The 25,173-nt window shown below is 70.4% G+C and carries 24 protein-coding genes; 11 read left to right on the forward strand and 13 right to left on the reverse strand.

The window, feature by feature from the left end:
- Window position 1: 1 nt before the first annotated feature.
- Complete coding sequence (locus tag F1C12_RS13280) at window positions 2–1,246, forward strand: LCP family protein (protein WP_185275421.1); 1,245 nt, start codon at window positions 2–4, stop codon at window positions 1,244–1,246.
- Here the strand turns inward: F1C12_RS13280 and F1C12_RS13285 are convergent.
- Entirely contained in the window at window positions 1,243–2,031 is a 789-nt protein-coding gene (locus F1C12_RS13285; protein WP_185275422.1) for a M15 family metallopeptidase, read from the reverse strand. The genes F1C12_RS13280 and F1C12_RS13285 overlap by 4 nt on opposite strands.
- A gap of 71 nt (window positions 2,032–2,102) precedes the next feature.
- Window positions 2,103–2,999 carry an amidase domain-containing protein gene (locus tag F1C12_RS13290; RefSeq protein WP_185275423.1) on the reverse strand — a complete coding sequence of 299 codons (897 nt, stop codon included), beginning with the start codon at window positions 2,997–2,999 and terminating at the stop codon, window positions 2,103–2,105.
- Between the two features lie 361 nt (window positions 3,000–3,360).
- On the opposite strand from F1C12_RS13290, the gene F1C12_RS13295 reads away from it, so the two are divergent.
- On the forward strand, window positions 3,361–5,517 hold the full coding sequence (locus F1C12_RS13295) for an MDR family MFS transporter (protein WP_258045890.1): 2,157 nt from the start codon (window positions 3,361–3,363) through the stop codon (window positions 5,515–5,517).
- A 6-nt stretch (window positions 5,518–5,523) separates the two neighbouring features.
- On the opposite strand, the gene F1C12_RS13300 is transcribed toward F1C12_RS13295, so the two are convergent.
- Window positions 5,524–6,870, reverse strand: a complete 1,347-nt coding sequence (locus F1C12_RS13300) for a cation:proton antiporter domain-containing protein (RefSeq protein WP_185275425.1) — start codon at window positions 6,868–6,870, stop codon at window positions 5,524–5,526.
- Between the two features lie 202 nt (window positions 6,871–7,072).
- Complete coding sequence (locus tag F1C12_RS13305) at window positions 7,073–7,666, reverse strand: TetR/AcrR family transcriptional regulator (RefSeq protein ID WP_185275426.1); 594 nt, start codon at window positions 7,664–7,666, stop codon at window positions 7,073–7,075.
- Window positions 7,667–7,958: 292 nt separating this feature from the next.
- Here F1C12_RS13305 and F1C12_RS13310 point away from each other — a divergent pair, with 292 nt between their 5' ends.
- The 5 genes from F1C12_RS13310 to F1C12_RS13330 all read left to right on the forward strand — a co-directional run bounded on the left by F1C12_RS13310 (window position 7,959) and on the right by F1C12_RS13330 (window position 13,981).
- A complete protein-coding gene (locus tag F1C12_RS13310; RefSeq protein WP_185275427.1) occupies window positions 7,959–9,284 on the forward strand; it encodes an ABC transporter substrate-binding protein in 1,326 nt (441 codons plus the stop codon).
- Between the two features lie 91 nt (window positions 9,285–9,375).
- Window positions 9,376–10,524: a carbohydrate ABC transporter permease gene (locus tag F1C12_RS13315; RefSeq protein WP_185275428.1), complete on the forward strand. Its 1,149-nt coding sequence runs from the start codon at window positions 9,376–9,378 to the stop codon at window positions 10,522–10,524.
- Window positions 10,521–11,399: a carbohydrate ABC transporter permease gene (locus F1C12_RS13320; RefSeq protein WP_185275429.1), complete on the forward strand. Its 879-nt coding sequence runs from the start codon at window positions 10,521–10,523 to the stop codon at window positions 11,397–11,399. Before F1C12_RS13315 ends, F1C12_RS13320 begins: the two co-directional genes overlap by 4 nt.
- A gap of 5 nt (window positions 11,400–11,404) precedes the next feature.
- Window positions 11,405–12,874, forward strand: a complete 1,470-nt coding sequence (locus tag F1C12_RS13325) for a GH1 family beta-glucosidase (RefSeq protein WP_185275430.1) — start codon at window positions 11,405–11,407, stop codon at window positions 12,872–12,874.
- An 84-nt stretch (window positions 12,875–12,958) separates the two neighbouring features.
- Window positions 12,959–13,981 carry a LacI family DNA-binding transcriptional regulator gene (locus F1C12_RS13330; protein WP_185275431.1) on the forward strand — a complete coding sequence of 341 codons (1,023 nt, stop codon included), beginning with the start codon at window positions 12,959–12,961 and terminating at the stop codon, window positions 13,979–13,981.
- A 237-nt stretch (window positions 13,982–14,218) separates the two neighbouring features.
- Here the strand turns inward: F1C12_RS13330 and F1C12_RS13335 are convergent, their stop codons facing one another.
- Window positions 14,219–15,046 (reverse strand): phosphatase PAP2 family protein, encoded by an 828-nt coding sequence (locus F1C12_RS13335; RefSeq protein ID WP_185275432.1) that lies wholly within the window; start codon window positions 15,044–15,046, stop codon window positions 14,219–14,221.
- A gap of 138 nt (window positions 15,047–15,184) precedes the next feature.
- Here F1C12_RS13335 and F1C12_RS13340 point away from each other — a divergent pair, with 138 nt between their 5' ends.
- Window positions 15,185–15,634 (forward strand): SRPBCC family protein, encoded by a 450-nt coding sequence (locus F1C12_RS13340; RefSeq protein WP_185275433.1) that lies wholly within the window; start codon window positions 15,185–15,187, stop codon window positions 15,632–15,634.
- Window positions 15,635–15,640: 6 nt separating this feature from the next.
- Here F1C12_RS13340 and F1C12_RS13345 read toward each other — a convergent pair whose 3' ends face one another.
- A complete protein-coding gene (locus F1C12_RS13345) occupies window positions 15,641–16,525 on the reverse strand; it encodes a DNA-methyltransferase (protein ID WP_185275434.1) in 885 nt (294 codons plus the stop codon).
- Window positions 16,526–16,582: 57 nt separating this feature from the next.
- Between F1C12_RS13345 and F1C12_RS13350 the strand changes: the two genes are divergently transcribed.
- Window positions 16,583–16,867 (forward strand): GNAT family N-acetyltransferase, encoded by a 285-nt coding sequence (locus F1C12_RS13350; RefSeq protein WP_185275435.1) that lies wholly within the window; start codon window positions 16,583–16,585, stop codon window positions 16,865–16,867.
- An 80-nt stretch (window positions 16,868–16,947) separates the two neighbouring features.
- Here the strand turns inward: F1C12_RS13350 and F1C12_RS13355 are convergent, their stop codons facing one another.
- From F1C12_RS13355 to F1C12_RS13365, 3 genes are all read right to left on the reverse strand, one after another.
- On the reverse strand, window positions 16,948–17,361 hold the full coding sequence (locus tag F1C12_RS13355) for a hypothetical protein (RefSeq protein ID WP_258045891.1): 414 nt from the start codon (window positions 17,359–17,361) through the stop codon (window positions 16,948–16,950).
- A gap of 70 nt (window positions 17,362–17,431) precedes the next feature.
- Complete coding sequence (locus F1C12_RS13360) at window positions 17,432–18,481, reverse strand: lipoate--protein ligase family protein (RefSeq protein WP_185275436.1); 1,050 nt, start codon at window positions 18,479–18,481, stop codon at window positions 17,432–17,434.
- A gap of 34 nt (window positions 18,482–18,515) precedes the next feature.
- Window positions 18,516–19,367 (reverse strand): alpha/beta fold hydrolase, encoded by an 852-nt coding sequence (locus F1C12_RS13365; RefSeq protein ID WP_185275437.1) that lies wholly within the window; start codon window positions 19,365–19,367, stop codon window positions 18,516–18,518.
- Between the two features lie 90 nt (window positions 19,368–19,457).
- Here F1C12_RS13365 and F1C12_RS13370 point away from each other — a divergent pair, with 90 nt between their 5' ends.
- Both F1C12_RS13370 and F1C12_RS13375 read left to right on the forward strand, forming a co-directional pair.
- The gene (locus tag F1C12_RS13370) at window positions 19,458–19,886 is read left to right on the forward strand and encodes a MarR family winged helix-turn-helix transcriptional regulator (RefSeq protein ID WP_185275438.1); all 429 of its coding nucleotides are present in this window, start codon (window positions 19,458–19,460) and stop codon (window positions 19,884–19,886) included.
- A 5-nt stretch (window positions 19,887–19,891) separates the two neighbouring features.
- A complete protein-coding gene (locus tag F1C12_RS13375) occupies window positions 19,892–21,190 on the forward strand; it encodes an MFS transporter (RefSeq protein ID WP_185275439.1) in 1,299 nt (432 codons plus the stop codon).
- Window positions 21,191–21,336: 146 nt separating this feature from the next.
- On the opposite strand, the gene F1C12_RS13380 is transcribed toward F1C12_RS13375, so the two are convergent.
- The 4 genes from F1C12_RS13380 to F1C12_RS13395 form a co-directional block, all read right to left on the reverse strand.
- The gene (locus F1C12_RS13380) at window positions 21,337–21,942 is read right to left on the reverse strand and encodes a GNAT family N-acetyltransferase (RefSeq protein ID WP_185275440.1); all 606 of its coding nucleotides are present in this window, start codon (window positions 21,940–21,942) and stop codon (window positions 21,337–21,339) included.
- 85 nt (window positions 21,943–22,027) lie between these two features.
- Window positions 22,028–22,759 carry a dienelactone hydrolase family protein gene (locus F1C12_RS13385; protein WP_185275441.1) on the reverse strand — a complete coding sequence of 244 codons (732 nt, stop codon included), beginning with the start codon at window positions 22,757–22,759 and terminating at the stop codon, window positions 22,028–22,030.
- A gap of 168 nt (window positions 22,760–22,927) precedes the next feature.
- Entirely contained in the window at window positions 22,928–23,713 is a 786-nt protein-coding gene (locus F1C12_RS13390) for a nucleotidyltransferase domain-containing protein (protein WP_185275442.1), read from the reverse strand.
- Entirely contained in the window at window positions 23,713–25,161 is a 1,449-nt protein-coding gene (locus F1C12_RS13395; RefSeq protein ID WP_185275443.1) for a rhamnulokinase, read from the reverse strand. Before F1C12_RS13395 ends, F1C12_RS13390 begins: the two co-directional genes overlap by 1 nt.
- Window positions 25,162–25,173 lie beyond the last annotated feature (12 nt).

Genomic DNA, 25,173 nt, shown 5'->3' on the forward strand with positions numbered 1-25,173 from the left:
GATGCAGTCCGACCCCACGCACGACACGCAGACCCGCGCGCAGGCCAGAGCCCGGGAGAAGTCGCTCGGCGGCCCCGTCGCCCGTCACGGTCGCCTGAAGCCCCGGACCGTGCTGTCCTCGCTCCGGTCGCTCGCGCTCCGCGGCGTCGCCGTCGTCGCGGTCAGCGCCGCCGCCCTCGTCGGCTTCGCCGCGCTCGACGTCTTCGCGACCGTGAGCGCGAAGGAGGGCGTCCAGCTCGTCGACGAGAACGGCAAGGCGCGCGCTCCCCGGGTCGGCGCGGTGGACGGTGCGTTCAACGTCCTCCTCGCGGGCAGCGACAGCGGGGGCGGGAACCCCGCCTACGACATCCGCGACGCGGCCCTCAACGATGTGACGATGCTGCTGCACGTGTCGGCGGATCACAAGAACGCCACCGTCGTCAGCCTGCCGAGGGACATGTACGTGCCGATCCCCTCCTGCCCGGACCCCGACGGGGGCGCCTTCAGCACGATGAGCCGCCAGAAACTCAACACCACACTGAGCTACGGCGGCCTCGCCTGCTCGGTGCTGACGGTCCAGAAGCTGACCGGCCTCCAGATCGACTATGCGGGCGTGATCGAGTTCGACGGCGTGATCGAGATGTCCAACGCGGTCGGCGGCGTGCCGGTGTGCGTCGCCGGAGACATCTTCGACCCGTACAGCGGACTGGACGTGAAGGCCGGCGACAACACGCTCCAGGGCACCCAGGCGCTCGCGTTCCTCCGGACGCGACACGGCGTGGGCGACGGATCGGACCTCGCCCGGATCAGCAACCAGCAGGTCTTCCTGTCCTCGCTCATCCGCACGATCAAGAGCGCGGACACCCTGGCCAACCCGGTCAAGGTCTACGCGTTGGCGAAGGCGGCGGCGGAGAACATCCAGCTCTCCGAGAGCCTCAAGAACGTGACCACGATCGCGTCGCTGGGCATGGCCCTGAAGGACGTCGACCCCGCCAAGCTGGTCTTCGTGCAGTACCCGAACCACCTGGAGGGCGACGGCGTCGCTCCGACCACCGACGAGGCGGACCTGCTGATGTCCGCCCTCCGCGAGGACCGCGCGGTCGCCCTGACCGGCGACACGGGACTGGGCTCGGAGGCGGCCGGAGACACCCCAGAGCCGGCGGAGGAAGCGGCCGACGGCGCGGACGCGGGCGACGTCGAGCTGCCGTCGAACGTGCACGGGCAGACGGCGGCGCAGGTGACCTGCTCGAAGCCGTTCGAGGGCTAGTGGTACTCCGTCCCGCCCGGAACCCCGAAGAACTCCTCGAGGGTGGTGGTGCCGGTGGCCTTCAGCTGAGTGGCCAAGGGGACGCCGATGTAGCGGAAGTGCCATGGCTCGAAGGCGAAGCCGGTGACCGAGACCTTGTCCGCGGGGTAGCGCAGCAGGAAGCCGAAGCGCCAGGCGTTGGCCGCCAGCCACTCCCCCTGCGGCGTGTGCGCGAAGCAGGCGTCGAGTGAGCACTTGGCCGGGACGGCGCTGATGTCGACGGCGAGCCCGGTCTGGTGCTCGCTGTGGCCGGGCCGCGCGGTGTCGGTGTCGGCGTACGCCGCTCCGTTGCGCGCGGCGTCGTCGTTGTAGACGTTGACCTGCGACTCGAAGGACCGGTAGGCGCTCTGCACCGAGAAGTCGAGGCCGGCCTCCGTCTTGCCCGCGTGGAACATCGCGACCAGCGCCTCGCCCACCTCCGGCCGCATCGGCTGGTGGTTGACGTAGGTGACCTCCGGGTAGACCAGGGAGGCCGGCGTGAAGGTGACCGGGTTCAGCGGGCGCGGCTTGTTCACGACCACCCACGTGCTCGCCGGGTCGTCGATCGACTGGGCGTGCTTGTCGAAGCCGGCGACGGTCGCGGTCGGCGTCGCCGTCGGGACCGGCCTCGACGCGTGCGATGCGACGGGTTTGGAGGGGTTCGGCTTGCGGTGCGGCTGGTCGGCGGCGGAGCACGCCGCGAGGGCGAGGAGCACGACGACCGCGGCCGCCACGACCGCGACGCGGCGGGGTCCGGTCGGATTCACGCCATGAGCATAAGCGCCAGACGACCTCGCACCTGTCAGCGCACTCCCGGCCTGACCCGAACGGGGGCCTCCTACTTTGAGAGACTCCAGAAGTGGCCGGTCGCACCGGGGTGCTCGACCGTGATCGTGTGGTCGAGGTCGCGGTAGTCGGTGTCGGTGTTGTGGCCCGCCATCTCGATGGTGATCTTGCCGTTCACGTTGTTCACGGCCGAGACGATCTGCACGTGGTCGAGCGAGTTGTTGTTGTTCCAGTCGAACATCACGATGTCGCCGACCTTGATCTTGTCGCGCTGGTCGAACGAGTACTCGGTGAGCCCGAGCTGCGCCGCGTTCTCGCGGAAGTAGTCGTCCATCGCCGGCACGTAGCCCCACGCCGGGCTCCAGTCCGCGGCCGCGTCGTGGTTGTACCAGTCGGAGTTCATCTGCCAGCCGCGTGCGATCAGGGTCTGGCTGACGAAGTTGGCGCAGTCGCCGCCGACCGGGTTGAGGTCGCCGTACTGGGCGGTGTTGTAGTTGTTCCAGTGCGCCAGCGCGTACGAGAGCTGCTGGTCCACCGGGGTCTGCGCCTGGTAGGTGTACGTCTTTCCGTCCGTGGGGACGACTTTGCCGTCGGCGGCGGTGACGACGATCGGCACGGCGGCTGCGGCCCAGTTCGCCGCCTGCGGGACGGTGACGACGATCTTGTCCTTGCCCGGCTGGGCGACCGGAGCCGCCTGGCCGCCGATCTGCACAGAGGCGACCTTGTCGAGGTTCGTGCCGGTGATGGTCGTCGTCCCGCCCGAGAGGCTTCCGGACGCCGGCTGGATGTCGGAGACGGTCGCGTTCTTCGCCTGCGCGACCGGCGCCGCCTTCGCGATCGCCTTCGTCACGGGTGACGGCTCGCCCGCGCACCCCGTGAAGAGGAGGGCGGCGGCGGCCGCCGTGGCGGCGACGGCGAGCAAACGGCGGGAACGACTGAGAGAACTCATACGACCTTCGGGGATGATTCGGAGGGTGACGGGAATCACCTCCTCCACGGTACGCCCGCCACCTATGTGGCACCTGGATGGGGTACACAACGCGGCTGTGAAAGCTGCGCGAACCCGCAGGCGACCGCGTCACGATGCGGAATTCGCCCAGTAGTTCGCCCATGGCGAACGAGCACACCGGAGGCGTAGTCTCGCGTTGCCGAAAGACTCGCACTGGGTGTAACTTTGCACTCTCCGCAAAATTCTTTGCCCCACACCGGTGTGACGCTCCTCCAGTGACGGGCGTCCCCTCACACGACTCTCGACACGGAGACAGATGTCCAGTCAGACCAGCGCGGCAGTGTCCGCACCCAAACCGATCATGTCGCATCGCCAGATCCTTTTCGTGATCTTCGGCCTGATGGCCGGCATGTTCCTGTCGGCCCTCGACCAGACGGTCGTCGGAACCGCGATCCGCACGATCGGCGACGACCTGCACGGCCTCAGCCAGCAGGCGTGGGTCACCACGGGATACCTCATCCTCTCGACCATCTCGACGCCGATCTACGGCAAGCTCTCCGACATCTTCGGACGCCGGCCGCTGTTCATCATCGCCATCGGCATCTTCATCGTGGGCTCGATCCTGGCCTCGTTCTCGACCTCCATGCTCGAGCTGGCGGCGTTCCGCGCCGTCCAGGGCCTCGGCGCCGGCGGTTTGATGTCGATGCCGCTCGCGATCATGGGCGACATGCTCGCCCCGCGCGAGCGCGCCAAATACCAGGGCTACTTCCTCGCCGTCTTCGGCATCTCCAGCCTCATCGGCCCGCTGATCGGCGGCCTGTTCGCCGGCGCGAACGAGATCCTCTGGATCGCCGGATGGCGCTGGGTGTTCCTGATCAACGTGCCGATCGGCATCGCCGCGCTGTTCATGGTCATGCGCTTCCTGCACCTCCCCAAGCACGACCGCGGCGCCGCCCGCATCGACTGGTGGGGCGCGGCCGGCGTCATCGTGGCCCTCGTCCCGCTGCTGCTCGTGGCCGAGCAGGGCCGCGACTGGGGCTGGGGCAGCGCCGCGTCGATCTCCTGCTACGTGATCGGCGCCGTCGGCATCATCGCCTTCATCCTCATCGAGATGGCGATGAAGGACGACGCGCTCATTCCGCTCAAGCTGTTCCGCTCGAGCACCTTCTCGATGGCGACCGTCATCGGCGTGCTCGTCGGCTTCGGCATGTTCGGCGCGATGCTGACCCTCCCGCTCTACCTGCAGATCGTGCTCGGCGCGACCCCGACCGAGTCGGGTCTGCAGCTGCTGCCGATGATCCTCGGTCTGATGGTCTCCTCCATCGCCTCCGGCCAGATCATCGCGCGCACCGGCCACTATCGCCAGTTCCCGATCATCGGAACCGCGATGCTCGCTGGCGGGTTCTTCTACCTGACGTTCCTCAAGTTCGGCGACTCGTACTGGTTCATCGCCGGCGCGATGCTGCTGATCGGCCTCGGCCTCGGCCAGCTCATGCAGACGCTGACCATCGCCAGCCAGAACTCGGTCGGCCTCCGCGACATGGGCGTGGCGACCAGCGCCTCCACGTTCTTCCGCCAGATCGGTGGAACGCTCGGCACCGCCGTGCTCCTGTCGCTGCTGTTCACGGTCTTCCCGACCAACATCCAGACTGCGCTCACCGACAAGCCGACCCTGACGAGCGCTCTCGACGCCGCGCTGACCCCCTCGGTCGCCTCGGCCTCCGAGAACAAGCAGATCATGGAGAAGATCTACACGCCGATCACGAGCAAGGCGACCGCGGCCACGCAGCAGGCGCTGCAGAAGGCCGTCGATGGCGCCAAGTCCGCCGCCACCCAGGCCGTGGACGCCCAGGTCGCCGCCGGCCACATCCCCGCCCAGGCTCAGGCCCAGGCGGAGGCGGCCGCGCAGCAGCAGGCCATCCAGGCCGCCGCGACGAAGATCGAAGCGCAGGCGCCCTACGCGAAGGTGGCGAGCGACGGCACGGTGACGCTGGACTTCTCCGACGCCTCGGCCCGCTCCGCCTACGTGGACACCCTGGTGCCCGTCATGCAGACGCAGCTCAAGAAGGGCAACGGCGCGAACAGCAGCTCGGACATCAACGACACGTCGTTCCTGAACACGGCCGACCCGCGGCTGTCGAAGCCGTTCCTGGTCGCGTTCAACGACTCGGCCGTCCAGGTCTACTGGGTCGCCATGTTCGTGGTCCTGATCGCGTTCGTCCTGTCGCTGTTCTTCAAGACCCCGCCGCTGCGGGCGAAGTCGGCGCTGCAGGAGGCCGCGGACGCCAGCGCGGAGGCCACGGCCGCCCGCGAGGGCGCAGAGGCCGGCGAGCGTCAGCCCGTGCCGGTCGGAGCGATGGTCTCCGCCGAGTCGGACGCCGCGGCCCGCGAGGAGCTCGAGGAGACCGACCTCGGCCTGATCGCCAGCCGCGTGGCCGGCGAGACCGGCGCGCTCATCGAGCCGGTGATCGACACCGCCTCCGTCGCCGCCCAGCGGCCGCGGACCGCGACCGACTGACGCCGCTCAGTCCACCTCACCGACGGAACGGCCGTCGCCCATCCGGGCGGCGGCCGTTCCGCTGTCCGCGCCCGCCGGCAGGGACGGCACGCGGCGGAGCACGAGCGGCGTGACGACGCCGTGCAGCACGATGCTCCCCACCACGGTCAGCACGGTCACGCTCAGCACGTCGCCGCTGTCGCTGTCCGGGAGGTGGTTGTAGGCGAGCAGGCCGAACACGATGGAGGCCGTCCCGCGCGGGCCGATCAGGCCGATGTAGGTGCGCTCCCGCCAGGTCACCGGCGAGCCGAGCATCGAGGCGTAGACGGGCACGGCGCGGAACAGGGTGAGCGCGAGCACCGCGATCACGAGCACCCGCCAGTCGATGCCCTCCACGATCACCGCCGTCGTCATCCCGCCCAGGATGAACCAGACGAAGTCGGACGCGACTTTGCTGGCCTCCTCCACGAGCAGGAGCTCGTCCTCCGGCACAGCGCGCAGCTGACGACGGCGCGTGCGGGTGACGCGGAAGACCACGCCGGCCACGAAGGCCGCGACGAACCCGTTCGCCGCCACATCGTGGATCGTCGCGATGCCGTAGGTCAGCAGCGGCGCGATGAGCATGACGAAGCGGATGCCGGACGCGTTCGCCCAGCCGCGGTCGGAGGCCCAGCGGGTCAGCAGGCCGAGCGCGCCGCCGATCACGATGCCGACGACGATGGCGACGACGGTCGCGGGGATCGCGCCGAAGAACGCGTAGACGGCGTCCGAGAGGTTCTTCTCGACCTCCTTCTCGGTGGCGCCCGAGATCTTCGCGCCGGTGTCGGCGACCTTCAGGATGGTCGGGAGGGCGACCGCGATCGCGACCGACATGGCGAACAGCGGCGAGATGAGGCCGTCGTTGTAGCCGCTCTCCACGTTGAGGATCTGCCGTACGCGCGCCGGGATGCGCGTGGATCGCAGCAGCGCGGTGGCCGGGGCGAAGTCGGTCGGCATGACGATGCACGCGATGACGATGAGCACGAAGACGTTGAGGGCGGGCAGCAGCCAGGCGCCGGTGACCACGACGAGCGCGAGGGACAGCGGGAGGGCGATGAGCACGAGCCGCGCGAGGCTGCGGCCCTGGCCGCCGAAGATGCCGCCGCGCACCTCGCAGGCGTCCACGAAGAGGAGCACGGCCAGGATGAGCTCGACGACGTGCTGGGCCACGTCGCTGTCGATGGCCTCGGTGAAGCCCTTCACGTCCACCAGCACGACGAGCGAGCCGAGCACCGCGAGCGCGGCCGGCCCGGCGATCCCGAACCGCTCGAACCGGTGCGCGACGAGCGACCACAGTGCAACGGCGGCGAGCCCCACCAGGATGATGACCGGCACCCAGCACCTCCCCTCCCCGCCACAGGCCGCGTCCAGTCTGGACCCGCGCGCCCGCCCAGCGCCAGGCCGCGACATTCGTGACGAATGTCGCGAATGGGCGCGCGAGACGCGACATTCGTGCCGAATGTGCGTCTGCCGCATTCGTGGCGAATGTGGGCAATCGCGGCGCCAGAGGCGACATTCGGGCCGAATGTCGTGCGGGCTAGAGGGCGCTGAGGACGTCCATCGCGAGGGCGCGGGCGTCGCGGAGGCGGCGGCGGTCGGACTCGAGGCCGGCGCGGACCAGCGCGCCCTGCAGCACGTACGACAGGTGTTGCGCCGTCCGCTCCGCGCGCGGCCGGTCGGTGAGCTCGCGCAGGCCCGCCGCCAGGATGCCGTCGACCTCCGCCAGGTGGCGGCGCACCCCCTCACGGCCGGGGTCGCCCAGCGGCAGCTCGGCGGCGGCGTTGAGGAGGCCGCTGCCGCGGTAGCCGGGCTCCGGCGCGAGGGCGGCCTGGTCGAGGTACGCGTCGAAGACGGCGAGGACGCGGGTGAACGGGTCCGGCGCGCGGCGCGCGCGGCGCGCGTAGAGGGCGAGCCATTCGGCGTGCCGGGCCTCCAGCACCGCGGAGACGAGCGCGGACTTCGACGCGAAGTTGTTGTAGAGGCTCATCTTCGCGACGGCGGCGTCGGCGGTGATGGCGTCGATGCCGGTGGCGGCGATGCCGTCCGAGTAGAACCTCCGGGCGGCCGCTTCGAGGATGCGGCGGCGGGCGGCGCCGGTGCGCGCGCCGGTGTTGCGCGCGGACTCCGCCATCGAGGCCCCCTTGCTATCTAGGTAGGTCAGTCTATCTAAAAGACACGAATCCAAGATCACATTTCGATCACGCCGTCCCGCCCGAGTCCGCGGAATCCCGCGCATTTCGCCTTGCACCCAACAAATCCCGTGTTTTCAACGATGAGAGCGCGATCACAAACCTGCTTGACAAGCACATCCCGACCGTTTTACATTCTCATCCAACCCGTGAGAGCGCTCTCACGGCCTTCACAGAGAGCGCTCTCATCGGGTCTCACCAGACCACGCACACACACGCACAAGGGAGTGATCCGTGAAGCTTTCACGACGCACCAAGGTCGCTGCGGCAGTCGCCGCCACGGCCTCGTTCGCCCTCCTCGCGACAGGCTGCTCAGCGAGCGGCAATGACGCGGGGACCAGCTCGAACCCCATCACGCTGACCGTCACGACGTTCGGCACGATGGGCTTCGACAAGCTCTACTCGCAGTACGAGAAGGAGCACCCGGGGATCAAGATCAAGGCGACCAACATCGACACCGGTGACAACGCCCTGACCGACTGGCAGACCAAGGAGGCCGCCGGCAGCGGGCTCCCCGACGTCCAGGCGGTCGAGGAGGGCTGGCTCTCCAAGGTCATGCAGGTCTCCGACCAGTTCAACGACCTCAAGGACTACGGCGCCAACGACATCAAGAGCCGCTGGGTCGACTGGAAGCTGAAGCAGGCGACCGACAAGAACGGCCGCATCATCGGCTACGGCACCGACATCGGACCGGAGGGCCTCTGCTACAACGGCAAGCTCTTCGCCGCGGCGGGCCTGCCCAGCGACCGGGACTCCGTCGCCAAGCTGTTCGGCGGCTCCTCCGCGACCTGGGACGACTTCTTCAAGGTCGGCGAGCAGTACAAGGCGGCCACCGGCAAGGCGTTCTACGACCAGTCCGGCTTCATCTGGAACGCCATGGTGAACCAGCAGCCCGAGGGCTACTACACCAAGGACGGCAAGCTCAACATCCAGAACAACAGCGACCTCAAGGCGCTCTGGAGCAAGCTGGCCGGCGGCGCCGCGGCGGGTCTCTCCTCCAACCAGACCCAGTGGGACTGGGGCAAGGGCAAGGCCTTCACCGACGGCTCCTTCGCCACGTTCGTCTGCCCGGGCTGGATGCTCGGCGTCGTGCAGGGCCAGGTCAAGGCCGGCGGCGGCGACGCCTCCACCGGCTGGGACTTCGCGAACGTCTTCCCGGGCGGCGCGGCCAACTGGGGCGGCTCGTTCCTGACGGTTCCGAAGCAGTCCAAGCACCCGAAGGAGGCCGCTGCGCTCGCTGCCTGGCTGACCTCCGCCAAGTCGCAGGTCGCCACCTTCCAGGCGGCCGGCACGTTCCCCTCGGTCACCGCGGCGCAGTCCGACCCCGGAGTGACCGGCGCGAGCGACCTGACGAAGTTCTTCAACAACGCCCCCGTCGGCCAGATCCTGGCGGAGCGAGCGAAGGGCGTCGTCGCCCAGTACAAGGGACCGGACGACTCGGTCATCCAGTCCCAGGTCTTCGGCCCCTCCGTCCAGCAGCTCGACTCGGGCAAGGCGAACGGCGACCAGGCCTGGGCCAACGCGATGACGCTGCTGAACCAGCTCGTCGTCAACAAGTAGTACACCTCACCAGCCGGGCCCCGCTGCCGCAGGCGGCGGGGCCCGAACCCTCCACCCGTACCATCCGCTCCCCTCCCCCACGGAGAACCGCATGACCACCGTCACCCGCACCCCGGAGGCCGCCCCCGCGGCGGCCCGGAGCGACCGCGACGACCGCCGGGCACTCACCTTCAAGCAGAAGCTCAGCCGCTTCGACGTCAAGGCGTCGCCGTATTTCTACGTCGCGCCGTTCTTCGTGCTCTTCGCCCTCGTCGGCCTGTTCCCGCTGATCTACACGTTCGTCGTCTCGCTCAACAACTGGAACCTGCTCACCGGCCCCGGCCAGTGGGTCGGCTTCGCCAACTACCTCACCGAGCTGAAGGACCCGTTCTTCTGGAACTCGCTCTTCAACACCGTCAGCATCTTCCTGCTCTCCGCCATCCCGCAGCTGATCGCCGCGGTGTTCATCGCCGCAATGCTCGACCAGAACATCCGGGCCAAGACCTTCTGGCGGATGAGCGTGCTCCTCCCCTACGTCGTCACCCCCGTCGCCGTCACGCTGATCTTCTCGAGCGCGTTCGACGAGAAGTACGGGCTGATCAACAACATCCTCCAGGCGGTCGGCCTCCACCCCGTCATGTGGAAAACCGAGACGTTCCCCTCGCACATCGCCATCGCGACGATGGTCAACTGGCGCTGGACCGGGTACAACGCGCTGATCCTGCTGGCCGCGATGCAGGCGGTGCCGCGCGACATCCACGAGTCCGCAGCGCTGGACGGCGCCGGCTCGTTCCGCCGGTTCTTCTCGATCACGCTGCCGAGCATCCGGCCGACCATGATCTTCGTGATCATCACGGCCACGATCGGCGGCCTCCAGATCTTCACGGAGCCGAAGCTGTTCAACCCGTCGAGCGCCGTTCCTGGCGGCCCGCAGCGGCAGTACCAGACGACCGTGCTCTACCTGTGGGACATGGCGTTCAACCGCCAGAACTTCGGGAGGGCGTCCGCCATCGCGTGGATGCTGTTCCTCATCATCGTGCTGTTCGGCGTGCTGAACTTCCTGATCTCGGGCCGGATCGCCTCCACCGAGGCACGCGTGCACCGGTCGCGGACGGCCAAGCGGCTGGCGCGGAGCCGGGCCGCCGCGTCGGCGAACGGCGCCGTCACCGCCGAGACAGACTCCGATTCCGACGCCGACGCAGCGGCGAGCGCCGAGGGCGCCCTCGCGCTGACCGCGGCGAGCGAGGAGAAGAACGTATGACCACCGCGACCCGCACCTCCGCCGCACCGAAGCGTGCCCCGCGCCGCCGCGCGCTCGGCATCGACCGCCGGCCGGGCTTCCTCACCTACGGCATCCTGATCGCGATCTTCGTCGGCGGCGCCTACCCGCTGTGGTGGTCGTTCGTCGCCGGCTCCAGCGACAGCACCGTGCTGACCTCGACGTGGCCTCCGCTGCTGCCGGGCGGCCAATTCTGGAAGAACGTCGGCGCCGTGCTCGACACCGTGCCGTTCTGGCAGGCGCTCGGCAACTCGATCATCGTCTCCACGGTCATCACCGTCTCGGTCGTCGCATTCTCGACGCTCGCCGGGTACGCGTTCGCGAAGCTGCGGTTCCGCGGCCGCGAAGGGCTGCTGGTGTTCGTCATCGGGACGCTCGCGGTGCCAACGCAGCTGGGCATCATCCCGCTGTTCATGGTGATGAAGCAGTTCGGCTGGACCGGGACGCTCGGCGCGGTGATCGTGCCGACCCTGGTGACGGCGTTCGGCGTGTTCTTCATGCGGCAGTACCTGGTGGATGTCATCCCCGAGGAGCTGATCGAGGCCGCGCGCGTCGACGGCGCGAACATGATCCGCACCTTCTGGCACGTCGGTGTCCCCGCGGCGCGGCCGGCCATGGCGATCCTCGGCCTGTTCACCTTCATGACCGCGTGGACCGACTACCTCTGGCCGCTGCTCGTCGCCTCGCAGAACCCGACCCTGCAGGTCGCACTGAGCCAGCTCCAGTCGGCCAAGTACGTCGACTACTCGATCGTGCTCGCCGGCGCGGTGCTCGCGACCATCCCCCTGCTCATCCTCTTCGTGCTCGCCGGCAAGCAGCTGGTCTCCGGCATCATGGCCGGCGCGGTGAAAGGTTAATACGCATGACCGAACTCTCCTGGCCCGCCGGGTTCCTCTGGGGGTCCGCGACCGCCGCCGCCCAGATCGAGGGCGCAGCCCACGAGGACGGCAAGGAGGACTCGATCTGGGACGCGTTCGCCCGCGTGCCCGGCGCGATCGCCGGGGGCGACACCCCCGAGCGCGCGATCGACCACTACCACCGCGTGCCGCAGGACGTCGCCCTGATGCGTGAGCTCGGCCTCCAGTCGTACCGGTTCTCCACGTCGTGGGCGCGGGTGAAGCCCGGCGACCGCTTCGTCAACCGGGCCGGGCTGGACTTCTACAGCCGGCTGGTCGACGAACTGCTGGAGGCGGACATCCTGCCCTGGCTGACGCTCTACCACTGGGACCTCCCGCAGGCCCTGGAGGAGCGCGGCGGCTGGGCGACCCGCGAGACGGCGTACCGGTTCCGCGACTACGCGGTCGCCGTGTACGACGCGCTCGGCGACCGGGTGACGCACTGGACGACGTTCAACGAGCCGCTGTGCTCGTCGCTGATCGCGTACGCCGCGGGCGAGCACGCCCCCGGCCGGAGGGAGCCGCGCGCGGCGCTGGCCGCCCTCCACCACCAGCACCTCGCGCACGGGCTCGCGGCCTCCGCGATCCGCGACCTCGCCGGCGCGCACGAGGGCCGCGCCGAGGATCTTCGCGTCGGCATCACCCTCAACCTGACGAACGCGATCCCGGACGACCCGGAGGACGCGCGCGACCTCGACGCCGCACGCCGCATCGACGGGCTGTGGAACCGGATGTACCTCGACCCGCTGCTCGACGGGACGTATCCGGCCGACGTGCTGGAGGACCTCCGCGAGCACCGCTTCGAGGAGCTGGTGCACGACGGCGACCTCGGCGTCATCCGCCAGCCGATCGACTTCCTCGGCGTGAACCACTACCACGACGACAACGTCAGCGGTCGGCCGCTTCCCGCGGACGCCGTGGCCGCGCCGGTGCCCACCGACCGCCCCAAGTCGTCGCCGTTCGTCGGCAGCGAGTTCGTCACCTTCCCGTCCCGGCAGCTGCCGACGACCGCGATGGGCTGGGAGGTCAACCCGAATGGCCTCCGGGACCTCCTGCTGCGGCTGACGGCCGAGTACCCGGAGCTGCCTCCGCTCTACATCACCGAGAACGGGGCGGCGTACGACGATGTCCTGGACGACGACGGCCGCATCCGCGACCTGGAGCGGGAGGCCTACATCCTCGACCACCTGGCCGCGGTCCGGGAGGCGATCGCGGAGGGCGCGGACGTCCGCGGCTACTTCGTCTGGTCGCTGCTCGACAACTTCGAGTGGGCGTGGGGATACGCGAAGCGGTTCGGGATCGTGCACGTCGACTACGAGACGCTGGAGCGCACGGTGAAGGACTCGGGGCGGGCGTACGCGCGCGTCATCGCGGAGGCCGCGCGTGACGCGTCCGCCGTGGGCGTGCCCACTGGACCGGCGGCCGCACGCGCCTAACATAGGTCGGGCGTCGAGCGACGCGCCGACGCCCGACCGGCCCCAGCGGCCCGACCGGCCCGACCGGCCCGAGGAGAGGACCCCATGACGACGGAACAGGTGGACGGCCGCAACGTGCCGACCCTGGAGGCCGTGGCCGCGCGCGCGGGCGTCTCCCGGGCGACCGTGTCCCGCGTCGTGAACGGGTCCACCAAGGTGACGCCGGAGGTCGCAGAGGCCGTGACGCGCGCCATCGCCGACCTCAACTACGTGCCGAACCGCGCCGCACGCTCGCTGGCCTCCCGCCGCACGCAGGTGATCGCGCTGGTGGTTCCGGAGTCGACGGCGAAGGTGTTCGCCGACCCGTTCTTCGCGTCCATCGTGCAGGGCGTCGCGCTCAGCCTCGCGGACACCGAGTACACGCTCAACATGGTCATCTCGTCGGAGACGAACCCCGACAAGACCCGCCGCTACCTGATGGGCGGCAACGTGGACGGCGCGCTCGTGGTCTCCCACCACTCCGGCGACCACTCCTATGCGCAGCTCGGCTCGACGCTTCCGATCGTGTTCGGCGGCCGGCCGGTGAGCGAGGCGCAGCACGAGTCGTACTTCGTGGACGTGGACAATGTCGCCGGCTCGGCGGGCGCCGCGGAGCACCTGATCGCACGCGGACGCCGGAACATCGCGCTCATCACCGGCCCGCAGGACATGCCCGCCGGCCTCGACCGCTACACCGGCTGGCGTCGGGCGCTGGAGGCGGAGGGGCTCGACCACACGCTGGTCGAGTACGGCGACTTCTCGCCCTACTCCGGCATGGAGGCCATGCGCCGGCTGCTCGCGACCGGCCGCCCGATCGACGGCCTGTTCGCCGCGAACGACCAGATGGCGGCCGGGGCGTACTCGGCCATCCACGAGGCAGGCCTCAGCATCCCGGGCGACATCGCGGTGGTCGGCTTCGACGACGACAATTTCGGGCTGACCGCGACGCCGCCGCTGACGACGGTGCACCAGCCCTCCATCGGGCTCGGGGAGGCCATGGCGCGCGTGCTGGTCCGCCGCCTCGCGGGCGAACCGGTCGAGCGGGTCACGCTGCTACCGACCGAGCTGGTGGTCCGGCAGAGCTCGTAGGGGCGTCGCCAACTCCGGAGACCCGGCCCGATCGCCAGGCGATCTCCGTACCTACGGTCCGCCACGGCGTCCCGCGGGAGTGAGTTCCGGAATTCCGGACACCCCGGCCGGGATGGGCACCGAAGGCCCGGGACTCCGGAGGTTCCGGAGTGGAAGGTGGGGATCTCCGGAGTTACGGATCGACGAGTGGCGGCGCGGTGGAGGGTTCCGGAGTTCTGGACGGCCGCCCCGCGGCCGTCAGGCCAGGGCTCGGTAGAGCCGGTTGCCGATGACGGCGAGGACGAAGGCCGTCGTCGCGATCGCGGAGACGCCTCCCGCGTAGGCGATGAAGAGGTGCTCGGTGCCGTTCTGCGTGGAGTTGTAGGTGACGACGAGCGCCACCGCCGCCACGATCCCGCAGGCCCCCGCGATCCAGACCAGCGCCCAGAGCTTGGTGCGGACCGGCGGGTCCGCCGGTCGGAGACGCAGCGCAGCGAGGACGATCCCGGCGATGCAGCCCCAGAACGCCACCACGAGCGTCGCGGCGATGACGTCGCTCGGGCGATGCCACTGCTCCACCAGCGTCGATGCTCCTGCCGCGATCGTGAACGCCGACCCGATCACGGCGGCGAGCGGCCGCAGCCGCGGCGACGCGACCAGGAACACCACGAGCGCCGCCGAGGCCGCGACCGAGGTGTGGCCGGACGGCAGCGAGTTCGCCAGCCCCGCGTCCACACCCTTCTCCGGGCGGGAGAGGACCGAGTACTTCAGCACCTGCGTGCTCACGTTCGCGGCGATGGCGGCGCCGACCGCGACGGCGAACACCATCCAGTTGCGGCGCACCAGCACGATGATGATCGCGATGATCGCCCCGATCACGACCGCCGCGGCCGGCAGCGCGTTGAGGAAGGCGTGGGCGAAGTCGATCAGGTTGCCCTTCCACCTCTCCGCCCCTGCGAAGGAGCGCTCGTCGATCACCTGACCGATGTAGCTCTGCACGAAGAACAGGTAGACCGCGACGAACATGACGGCCGTGCCGAGCGCACCCCACACGAAGGGGAGGAGGCGGAGCGGGGCGGGTCGCATAGTATTCAACCCTTCCACACCGTTCCGGTGAACTTCCATGAAGGAAGCGGAACGTCCCCGGAACATCCCCGGAATGTAACGGGCGCGCACCCGAAGCCGCTGGTGCCAACCGACGGCCCACGGTGTAGGACGAACGCCATGAGGAGCTTCACCGACACCATCGAGATCGACGCGCCGGCGCACGACGTCTACGCCACGCTGCGGGCGGTCGACGCCTACCCCGCCTGGCTCGGCCATTCGATGGTCTACCGCGGGACACGCGTCCCCACGGCGGCCACCACCGCCACCGCTCGCGACGCGGACACCTACGTCGACTCCACGATGGTCGGGAGGATGCGCGGCGAGCTGATCGACGACATCCCCGACCACGAGCTGCGCTTCCACCAGGCGAAGCCGTCCGGGCGCATCGACGCGCTCATCGTGTACGGAGTCGAGGACTCGGGAGGCCGCACCCGCGTCACGCGCATCGGCCAGCTGACCACGCACGGCATGTACCGGGCCGTCGAGCCGATGTTCGTGATGATGGCCGCCCGGGAGAGCCGGCGCACGATGAAGGCGCTGAAAGCGCACGTCGAGCATCCCGCGTGAACGTCCTCAGCCGACGAACCGCACCTCGGGCCGCTCGCTGAACCGCGCGCGCATCACCGCGACCGCGTCGGGGCTGCGGTCGACCAGCAGGAACCGCCGCCCCAGCGCCGCCGCGACCGCCCCGGTCGTGCCGCTGCCCGCGAAGAAGTCGAGCACCCAGTCGCCCTCCCGGCTGGACGCCTGCACGATGCGGCGGAGGACGCCCTCCGGCTTCTGCGTCGGGTAGCCGGTCTTCTCGCGGCCGGTCGGGGACACGATGGTGTGCCACCAGACGTCGGTGGGCAGCTTGCCGAGCTCGGCCTTCTCCGGGGTGACCAGTCCGGGCGCCATGTAGGGCTCGCGGTCGACGGCGGAGGAGTCGAAGAAGTAGTCGCCGGGGTTCTTCACGTACACGAGGATGGTGTCGTGCTTCGCCGGCCAGCGGTTCTTGGCCTTCGCTCCGTAGTCGTACGCCCAGACGATCTCGTTGAGGAACGACTCCCGGCCGAACAGGGCGTCGAGCAGCACCTTCGCGTAGTGCGACTCCCGGTAGTCGAGGTGCAGGTAGAGGGTGCCGGTGTCGGCGAGCAGCCGCCAGGCCTCCATCAGCCGCGGCTCCAGGAAGCCCCAGTAGTCCTCGAACCGGTCGTCATAGCTGAGGATGTCGCCCTTGATGCGCTCGTAGCTGCGGCCCTTGAACCCGATCACGCTGCCGGCGCCGGCCTCCGCGCGCACCGCGGTAGTGCGCTGCCGCGCCTGCGACCGCCCGGTGTTGAACGGCGGGTCGAGGTAGATGAGCTGGAACGCGCCGTCGGGCAGCGCGGCGACGACCTCCAGGTTGTCGCCGTGGACGACCGTGCTCGGCCCGTCGGGAAGCCACAGCGGCTGCGTGGCGGCGACGGGTTCGGACATGTCCTCCATTCTCCCGTATCCGCGGGCGCGCGGCGGGCGGCCGGGTAGCCTGTCCGCATGACCCTCACCGTCGAGAAGCAGCCCGACCAGTCCCGCTACGCCCTGCTGAAGGACGGCGAGGTCATCGGGATCGCCGAATACGAGCTCCGCGACGACGCGATCGTGTTCGTGCACACGGAGGTCGACCCCGAGAAGCGCGAGCGCGGGATGGCGTCGGAGCTGGTGCAGGCTGCGCTGGACGACGTGCGGGACCGGACGGACCTGCGGGTGGTCGCGACGTGCCCGTACGTGCGGCGGTGGCTGGCGGACCACCCGGAGTACCTGGGGTTGCAGCGGCGGTGAGGGGTTATCGAAGGGCACGTTAACGCCCCTATTCCGCGGTTTTAGGGGCGTTTACGTGCCCCTCGGCGGACTTCGGTGCGTCAGCTCCGGTGCGACGCCGTCGTGCGCGTCGTCGCGCGCCCCTCCTCGGAGGGCGCGCGCCCCTCGGCGCGCTGGCCGCGGCCGGCGGCGCCGACGTCGATCGTGATCTTGCCCGCGTCCAGCACGCCCGCATCCCCGCCGTCGCCCGGGAGCGGGGCAGGGGCCGGGAGGAACGACTGGCGGTCGAGTTCCTGCTGGGCCTCGTGGCGGGTGGGCGCGAAGATCTCGTCGAACGAGCCTCCGATCGCTCCGCTCATGCTGCCGGAGCCGCGGGTGGCCTTGTTGGAGAGGTCGATCCAGCCCAGTCTCACGCCCGTCACGATCGCGACGACGATGACACCCACCACGATCACGGCCCACCAGTTCACGCCGTCCAGGGTACCCGAGACCTCCTGGACGCTCTGCGGACCCACAGGAACAACCAAGGTCGCAGGCCCGGCTGCGACGCGCCGCGATGCCGCCGCGACCCCAGCGCGACCGCGGTCAGGGCACCCGGTAGAGCCAGTCCTCGGTGTCGAACTTCGACTCCACCAGCCGCTCCGCCTCCGCATACTCCGCATCGGTGAGGTCGCCGTCCGTCGCGCCGTACAGGCTGCGGAAGGTCGTCTTCATCTGCTCGATGATCTCGGCGCGGCTGAGGCCGGTCTGGCTGCGCAGCGGGTCGACGCGCTTGGCCGCGCTGGTGATGCCCTTGTCGCTGATCTTCTCGCGGCCGATGCGGAGGACCTCCGTCATCTTCTGGCCGTCCATGTCGTAGCTCATCGTCACGTGGTGCAGCACGGCGCCGGAGCCGAGGCGCTTCTGGGCGGCGCCGCCGATCTTGCCCTTCGGGCTGGTGATGTCGTTGAGCGGGACGTAGCTGGCGTCGATGCCGAGCGACTTCAGCGCGATGATGGCCCACTCGTCCAGGAACGCGTAGCTGTCGGCGAAGCTCATCCCCTGCACCAGGTCGGCGGGGGCGTAGATCGAGTAGGTGACGACGGAGCCGGCCTCCATGAACATGGCGCCGCCTCCGGTGATGCGGCGGACCACCTGCACGCCGTACTTCTCGGCGTTCACGGGGTCGACCTCGTTCTTCACCGACTGGAAGCTGCCGATGACGACGGCGGGCTCGTCCCACTCCCAGATCCGGAGGGTCGGGCCGCGTCGGCCCTCTCCGACCTCGGTCGTCAGCACCTCGTCGAGGGCGAGGTGCATCAGCGGGGAGACGGCCTTGGCGTGGACGATCTGCCAGTCGTAGTCGCGCCAGCTCGTGGCACGGGCGAGGGCGCGGCGCACCGCGACGGCGACGGCCTCGGGCGAGAAACCGAGCAGCGAGGCGCCCTCGGGGAGGGCCTCCTTCACGGCGGCGGCGATGGTCTTGGAGTCCGCCTCGGCGGGGAGGCCGTTGACGGCGGCGTCGATCGCCTCCAGCGCGGTGTCGGGCTCGAGGAAGAAGTCGCCCGCGAGGCGGAACCCGGAGATCAGGCCGTCCACGACCTCCAGGTCGACGACGACGAGCTTGCCACCCGGCACCTTGTACTCACCATGCATGGGACCAGCCTAGGACCCGCGGCGGGTCGCGCGTTCAGCTGCGCGCAGGCAGCCGAGGGTCCAGCCACGCCGTGACGTCGGCGTAGACCTCCTCCTTGTTCGTCTCGTTGAAGATCTCGTGCCGCGCGCCGGGATACACGATCGTGGTCACGTCGCTCAGCCCCGACCGGGTGCGGTACGACCGCTCCAGCTTGCGGGCGGAGGCCGGGCCTCCCAGCGGGTCGTCGTCGCCCACCGCGATGAGCAGCGGGAGGTCGCGGGCGAGGTGCCGCGCTGGCCGGCCGAGCAGGCGGGCGGCGTCGGCCATCCCGAACAGCTTCTGCAGCGGCACGAGCGTGCAGAGCGGGTCGTCCACGAACGCCTGCGCGACGGCCGGGTCGCGGCTGAGCCATTCGGCGCCCGTGGTGCCGAGGTGCGCGTGCCGCTTGTTCAGGTCGCCGCTGTTCATGGAGCCGATCATCCGGTAGGCCGTGCCGGTGAGCACGGCGGCGTCGTAGTCGTCGGCGTGGTGGTTCAGGGTCATCTGGCCCATGAGTGAGCCCCAGCTGTGGGCGACGAGGACGAGCGGGAGGTCCGGGTTCTCGTCGCGGATCAGCCGGCTGAACGTGCGGAGGTCGCGGACGGCGCCGCGGAGTCCCCCGGGTCCGAGCCTTCCGAGCTTGGACGCGTCGCCGTGCCACTGCTCCATCCCGGTGCGGCCATGACCGCGGTGGTCGTCGGCGTAGACGGTGTAGCCCTCGGCGACGAGGTGCTCGGCGAGTGCGCGGTAGCGGCCGGCGTGCTCCCCCACCCCGTGCGCGACCTGCACGGCGGCCCGCGGGCGCTCGGCCGGGTAGACGTCGAAGAAGATGCGGAGGCCGTCGTCGGCGCTGAACTCTCGCTGCACGGGCTCATTCTGGCGTACGGGCGGGAGGTTCCGCACGCTACGGGCGAACGGGTTTTATTTAGCCAGCCTAATTTGTTAGGCTAACTATCTATGGGACGCCTCTCGACACACGACCTCAGCAGCGCGCTGCGCATCGCTGTCGCGCGTCTCTCCCGGCGCCTGCGCGCCGAGAAGGAGGACGACGAGCTGAGCGACACGCAGACCTCCACGCTGGCCTTCCTCGTCCGCGAGGGCTCCGGCACGATCGGGAGGCTGAGCGAGCACGAGCGCGTCACCCCGCCCTCCATGAACCGCACCGTCAATCACCTGGAGCAGGCCGGCTACGTCCAGCGCACCGCCGACGCCGTCGACGGCCGCAAGGTGATCGTCGTCCCCACCGAGTCCGGCCTCCGGCTCGTCGCCGAGACCCGCCGCCGCCGGGACGCCTGGCTGAACCAGCGCCTCCGCACACTCACCCCCGAGCAGCGCGAGACCCTTGCCGAGGCCGCCGCGATCATGCGGGAGATCGCCGACTCGTGAGTGCCATGTTCCGTTCCCTCGCCGGGGTCAACTACCGCATCTGGGCCGGCGGCGCCCTCGTGTCCAATGTCGGCACGTGGATGCAGCGCACGGCGCAGGACTGGATCGTCCTCACCCAGCTCACCCACAACAATGCGGCAGCGGTCGGCTTCGTGATGGCGCTGCAGTTCGGGCCGCAGCTCATCCTGCTGCCGGTGACCGGCTGGGCCGCCGACCACCTCGACCGCCGGCGGCTGTTGATGGCGACGCAGGGCCTGATGGGGCTGCTCGGGCTCGGGCTGGGCATCCTGACCGTGACGGGTGTGATCCAGCTCTGGCACGTGTACGTGTTCGCGCTGCTGCTCGGCGTCGTCGCGGCGTTCGACGCGCCCGCGCGGCAGACGTTCGTATCCGAGCTGGTGACCGGCCCGAACCTCTCCAACGCGGTCGCGCTCAACTCGGCGTCGTTCAACTCGGCGCGGCTGCTGGGCCCGGCCGTCGCCGGCCTTCTGACCGCGGCCGTCGGCGCCGGCTGGGTGTTCCTGATCAACGCGGCGACGTTCGGCGCGGTGCTGCTGTCGCTGATGCTGCTCCGCAAGGAGAAGCTGTACCGGACGGAGCGGGCCAAGCGCTCTCGCGGCGGACTGGTCGACGGGTTCCGGTACGTGCGGAAGCGTCCCGACATCCTCGTCATCCTGGTCATGGTGTTCCTGATCGGGACGTTCGGCCTCAACTTCCCGATCTTCATCTCGACCATGTCGGTGAGCGTGTTCCACCAGGGCGCGGGCGAGTACGGCCTCCTGTCGTCGATCATGGCGATCGGCTCGGTGGTCGGCGCGCTGCTGGCGGCCCGGCGCGAGCGCCCGAGGGTGTCGCTGCTGTTCGCGGGCGCCGCGTTCTTCGGCGCGGGATGCACCATCGCGGCGGTCATGCCGACCTACTGGCTGTTCGCGATCGCGCTGATCATCATCGGCGTCTCGTCGCAGACGCTGATGACCACAGCGAACGGCACCGTGCAGATGACGACCGACCCCGTCCTGCGCGGCCGGGTCATGGCGATCTACATGGCGATCTTCATGGGCGGGACCCCGGTCGGCGCCCCGATCGTCGGCTGGGTGGCCGACACGTTCGGCCCGCGCTGGGCGATGGGCGTCGGCGGGGCCAGCGGATTCGCGGCGGCGCTGGTGGGAGTCTTCTACCTCGTGAAGTACCGCGGGATGCGGGTGCGGTTCAGCGGCCTGAAGCCGCGCGTGGTGCTGAGCCCGCGCGAGGAGGCCCGCGAGGAGCTGGAGGAGACCGAGGTCACCGCGACGCGGGCGAGCTGAGGCACCCTGCCCGCGGCGCGATTCGTGCCGAATGTGGCGATCGCACGCGCGAAAGGCGCGATTCGTCACGAATGAGCGCCACGCGATTCGTGCCGAATGTGGCGATCGTCCGCACGAAAGGCGCGATTCGTCACGAATTTGGGGGATCAGCGGGCTGCGACGGTCGTGCGCATGACGCAGTTGACCGTGCCTTTGGGGCGGTCGTAGTCGAAGCCGGCGTCCTCGAAGACGCGGCGGGTCATGCTGTAGAGGAACGACGGAGCGACGCGCTTGTCGTCGTCGCGCGGGTAGCCCTCCACCACCCCGCCGCCGGCCGCCGCGATGAGGTCGAGCGCGCCGGCGATCGCCAGGCGGCCGACGCCGCGACCGCGGTACTGCCGGTCGACGAAGACGCAGGTGATCCGGTAGTCCGGGAGGCTCGTCGTCGTCTCCAGGTACTCCTTGCGGTGGCGGATCCCTGGCAGCTCCTCGGGGCTGCCGAACTGTGCCCAGCCCACGGCCAGGTCGCCGTCGAAGACGAGTGCGGCGTGGGCGTCGCCGGCCAGGACGAGGTCGTGCTTCAGCTCCTTGGTCGACCCGGCCGGGCGTTCGGGCCGCGAGTCGGGCGCCGAGTGCTTCTCGCCGTGGAACCAGGTGCAGTAGCAGCCGCCGAACCCGCCGCCGGCGTGGCGGTCGCAGAGCGCGGCGAAGGCATCCCAAGTGGTGGGGTCGAGCGGGCGGATGGTGAAGGCGGTGGTGTCTGCGTCGGTCATGGCGTCCCCCTTGGGGTGCGAAGTTACCCCGCGTCGCGGGGCGGGGCAAGCAGGGGGACGCGACCAGGCCGCGTCCCCCTGCGCCCTACCCGAAGGCGCGCGGGAACAGCCCCGTGTCCAGCCGTTCGGCCGGAACGCGGAAGTGGCTGCCCGGGAACCCGAGCAGAGCCTTCTCTGCCGAACCGAACGCGTCGAACACCGCGAGCTGGGACTCCCGGCTGATCTCCGCGTCGTCCAGCGGGAACAGGAACTCGATCGGGATGCTCACCTCCCGAGCCGCGTCGAGCACGAACCGGTGCGCGCCGATCCCGCCGAAGGTCGCGGCCAGGATGCGCGGCTCCGCGGCGGCGAGCGGGATGCCGATGGCGGAGGCCAGGGTCATCCCGGTGTAGCCGACAGGCCCCGCGCCGATGTCGTCGAGACCCTGGAGCGCGTCGATGGTCGCCCGCCACTCGGGCACCGCGCGCTCGGCGAGGGACGCGTTGAACTCGGCGAGGACGGGATCGAGGGGTTCGCCCCGCTCCCGCGCGCCGAGCATGTCGTCCACCCAGCGCTGGTCCCGGGCCGACCGCGGCCGGTCGCCGTGACCGGGCGCGTCGATCGCGGCGACGCTGTAGCCGTGATCGCGCACGAGCCGGCGGGCACGTGCGGCCAGGCCCGGCGCCTCCTTGTGGAGGCCGCCGCCATGGCCGGACAGGATGAGGGGCGCGCCGGGAGCGCCGGCGGGAGGAGTCCAGAGGACTCCGGGGACGCCCTCCAGCAGGAAGCCGCGACGGCGGACGCCGTCCACGGTGGAGTCGTCGGTGAAGAGGTTCATGATGGTCGCCTTTCGGTGCTGCCTGATGGCGCTCCCGGCGACGTGTCGGTCAGTCGCGCGCTGCATGCGGAGACGGGGAGCACCCGTACGTGCGGTCGATCACGGTGCTCACCTCCTCTCCGCGGTCACGGACCGTCGACGAGCGTAGCGGCTGAGGGGACCGCGCCGCTACGAGTACTCCGGTGGCGCCGTCCGGTACCGCCATGCCAGCTCGTTGTCGAGCACGAAGCGGGAAAGCGTGTCGTCGCGGGGCAGGGCTTCCCCGACCGCGGCCTCCACCGCCTCCAGCAGCGCCCCGGCCGTCGTCGGAGTCGGCGTCGCGATCACCGCGTCCAGGAGGTTCGCGAAGCCCTCGGGAGCCTGTGCGAGACCCGCCACCCGCTCGCGCAGGTACTTCGGCCCCGGGAAGAAGACCCGGTTGTGCGCGAGCAGCGCCCGCGCCGCCGAGGTCGCCAGGTGCACCGACGCGTGCGCCAGCAGCAGCGGATCGCCGTGCTCGTACGCCTGCTGCAGGAAGTAGCCGCCGTGCAGGCGGCACTGCGCGACGAAGCCCGCGACGCGGTCCTGCCAGTCGGCGGCCGACACCTGGACCACCCGCGCCAGTCGCTCGTCCAGGTCGGGGACCCGGCTGAACGCCACCCGCGCGGACGCGAACGAGTCGCGCACCGGGTCGTCACCACGCTCGGCCGCGTCGTCCAGGTAGGAGAGCGTCGCCAGCTTGATGTCGAAGTAGCCGCCGTCGTAGCCGATGCCGTCCGTGCTCGTGTACATCAGGCGGTGGGCAGCGTAGGCCTCGTCCCAGCGCGCGTCGGTCACCACCAGGTAGAGGTCGACGTCGGAGTCCGGGCGCTCTGCGCCGCGCGCGACCGAGCCGCTCACGATCACGGCCAGCACGGATGGGTCGGCGGAGGCGTCCACCACGTACCCGGCGAGGGCGCGCTCGTGGTGCTCCATCAGCGCACGGCCACGCGCGCAGGCTCGTACCGGACCGGCGCGAAGTTCCGCGCGACCAGCGCACGCAGGGTCTCCAGGTCGCCGCCCACGAGCCCGACGGCGCGGGCCTGGACGAGCGCGTTGCCGAGCGCCGTCGCCTCCACGGGGCCGGCCAGCACGGGCGCGCCGACGCGGTCGGCCGTCGCCTGGCAGAGCAGGGCGTTGCGCGCTCCCCCGCCGACGATGTGCACCGTCTCGATGGGGACGCCGGACAGGTCGGCGGCCGACCGCACCGACGCCGCGAAGGCCTCGGCCAGGCTCTCGATGATGACCCGGACCATCCCGGCCGGGCTGGCGGGGGCGGGGAGGCCGCGCTCGGCGAACCAGTCCGCGATACGCGACGGGAGGTCGCCTGGCGCCATGAACCGCGGGTCGTCGGGGTCGAACAGGTCGGTCGGGCGTGGCAGCGCGGCCGCCTCGGCCAGCAGGCTCTCCAGGCTCACCCGGAGGCCGCGGCGCTGCCACTCCCGGATCGACTCGCTCAGCAGCCACAGGCCCATGACGTTGTGGAGGTAGCGGACGCGGCCGTCCACGCCGCCCTCGTTGGTGAAGTTGGCGGCGCGGCTCTCCTCGCTGACGATCCGGCCCTCCAGCTCGACGCCGACCAGGCCCCACGTGCCGCAGGAGATGTACGCGGCGCGGGACGGGTCCATCGGCACGGCGACCACGGCGGACGCGGTGTCGTGCGAGCCAACCGCTGTGACCGCGGGGCCGCTGCCGGCGAACGGAAGGTCGAGGGACGGCAGCAGCGAGCCGACGGTCGTTCCCGCGTCCACGAGCGACGGGAACAGCGAGCGCCGCAGGCCCAGCCGGCCGATCAGCGCGTCATTCCACGAACCTGCCGCGGTGAGCAGCCCGGTGGTGGACGCGTTGGTGCGCTCGGCCACCGCCTCCCCGCTCAGCCAGTACGTGATCAGGTCGGGAACCAGGAGGAAGCCGTCGGCGGCCTCCAGCGCTCCAGTCGCCTGATCGAGCGCGAGCTGGTAGAGCGAGTTGAACGGGAGGAACTGGAGACCGCCCTCGCGGTACAGCTCCTCGGGCGAGACGCGCGCGTGGACGAGCTCGACGCCCTCCGCGGTGCGCTCGTCGCGGTAGTGGTAGGGCTCGCCGCGGAGGCTCCCGGCGCGCAGCAGGCCGTAGTCGACCGCCCAGGCGTCGACGCCGACGCTGCGGAGGCCGGGCTCGGAGCGGGCGACGGCGCCGAGGCCTCCCAACACGTGGGAGTACAGGCCTGTCAGGTCCCAGTGCAGCGCCGCGCGGCCGTCTTCCCACACCCGCACGGGCGTGTTCGGGAAGCGCGCCGCCTCGGTCAGCGCGAGCGTGTTCGCGCCGACGCGGGCGTGCATCACGCGGCCGCTGGTCGCGCCCAGGTCGACAGCGGCGACCCCGCCGGTCGCGGCTGCGCTCATCGCACTCCCCTG

The organism is Leifsonia shinshuensis, from assembly GCF_014217625.1.
In the GTDB taxonomy this organism is placed as follows: domain Bacteria; phylum Actinomycetota; class Actinomycetes; order Actinomycetales; family Microbacteriaceae; genus Leifsonia; species Leifsonia shinshuensis_A.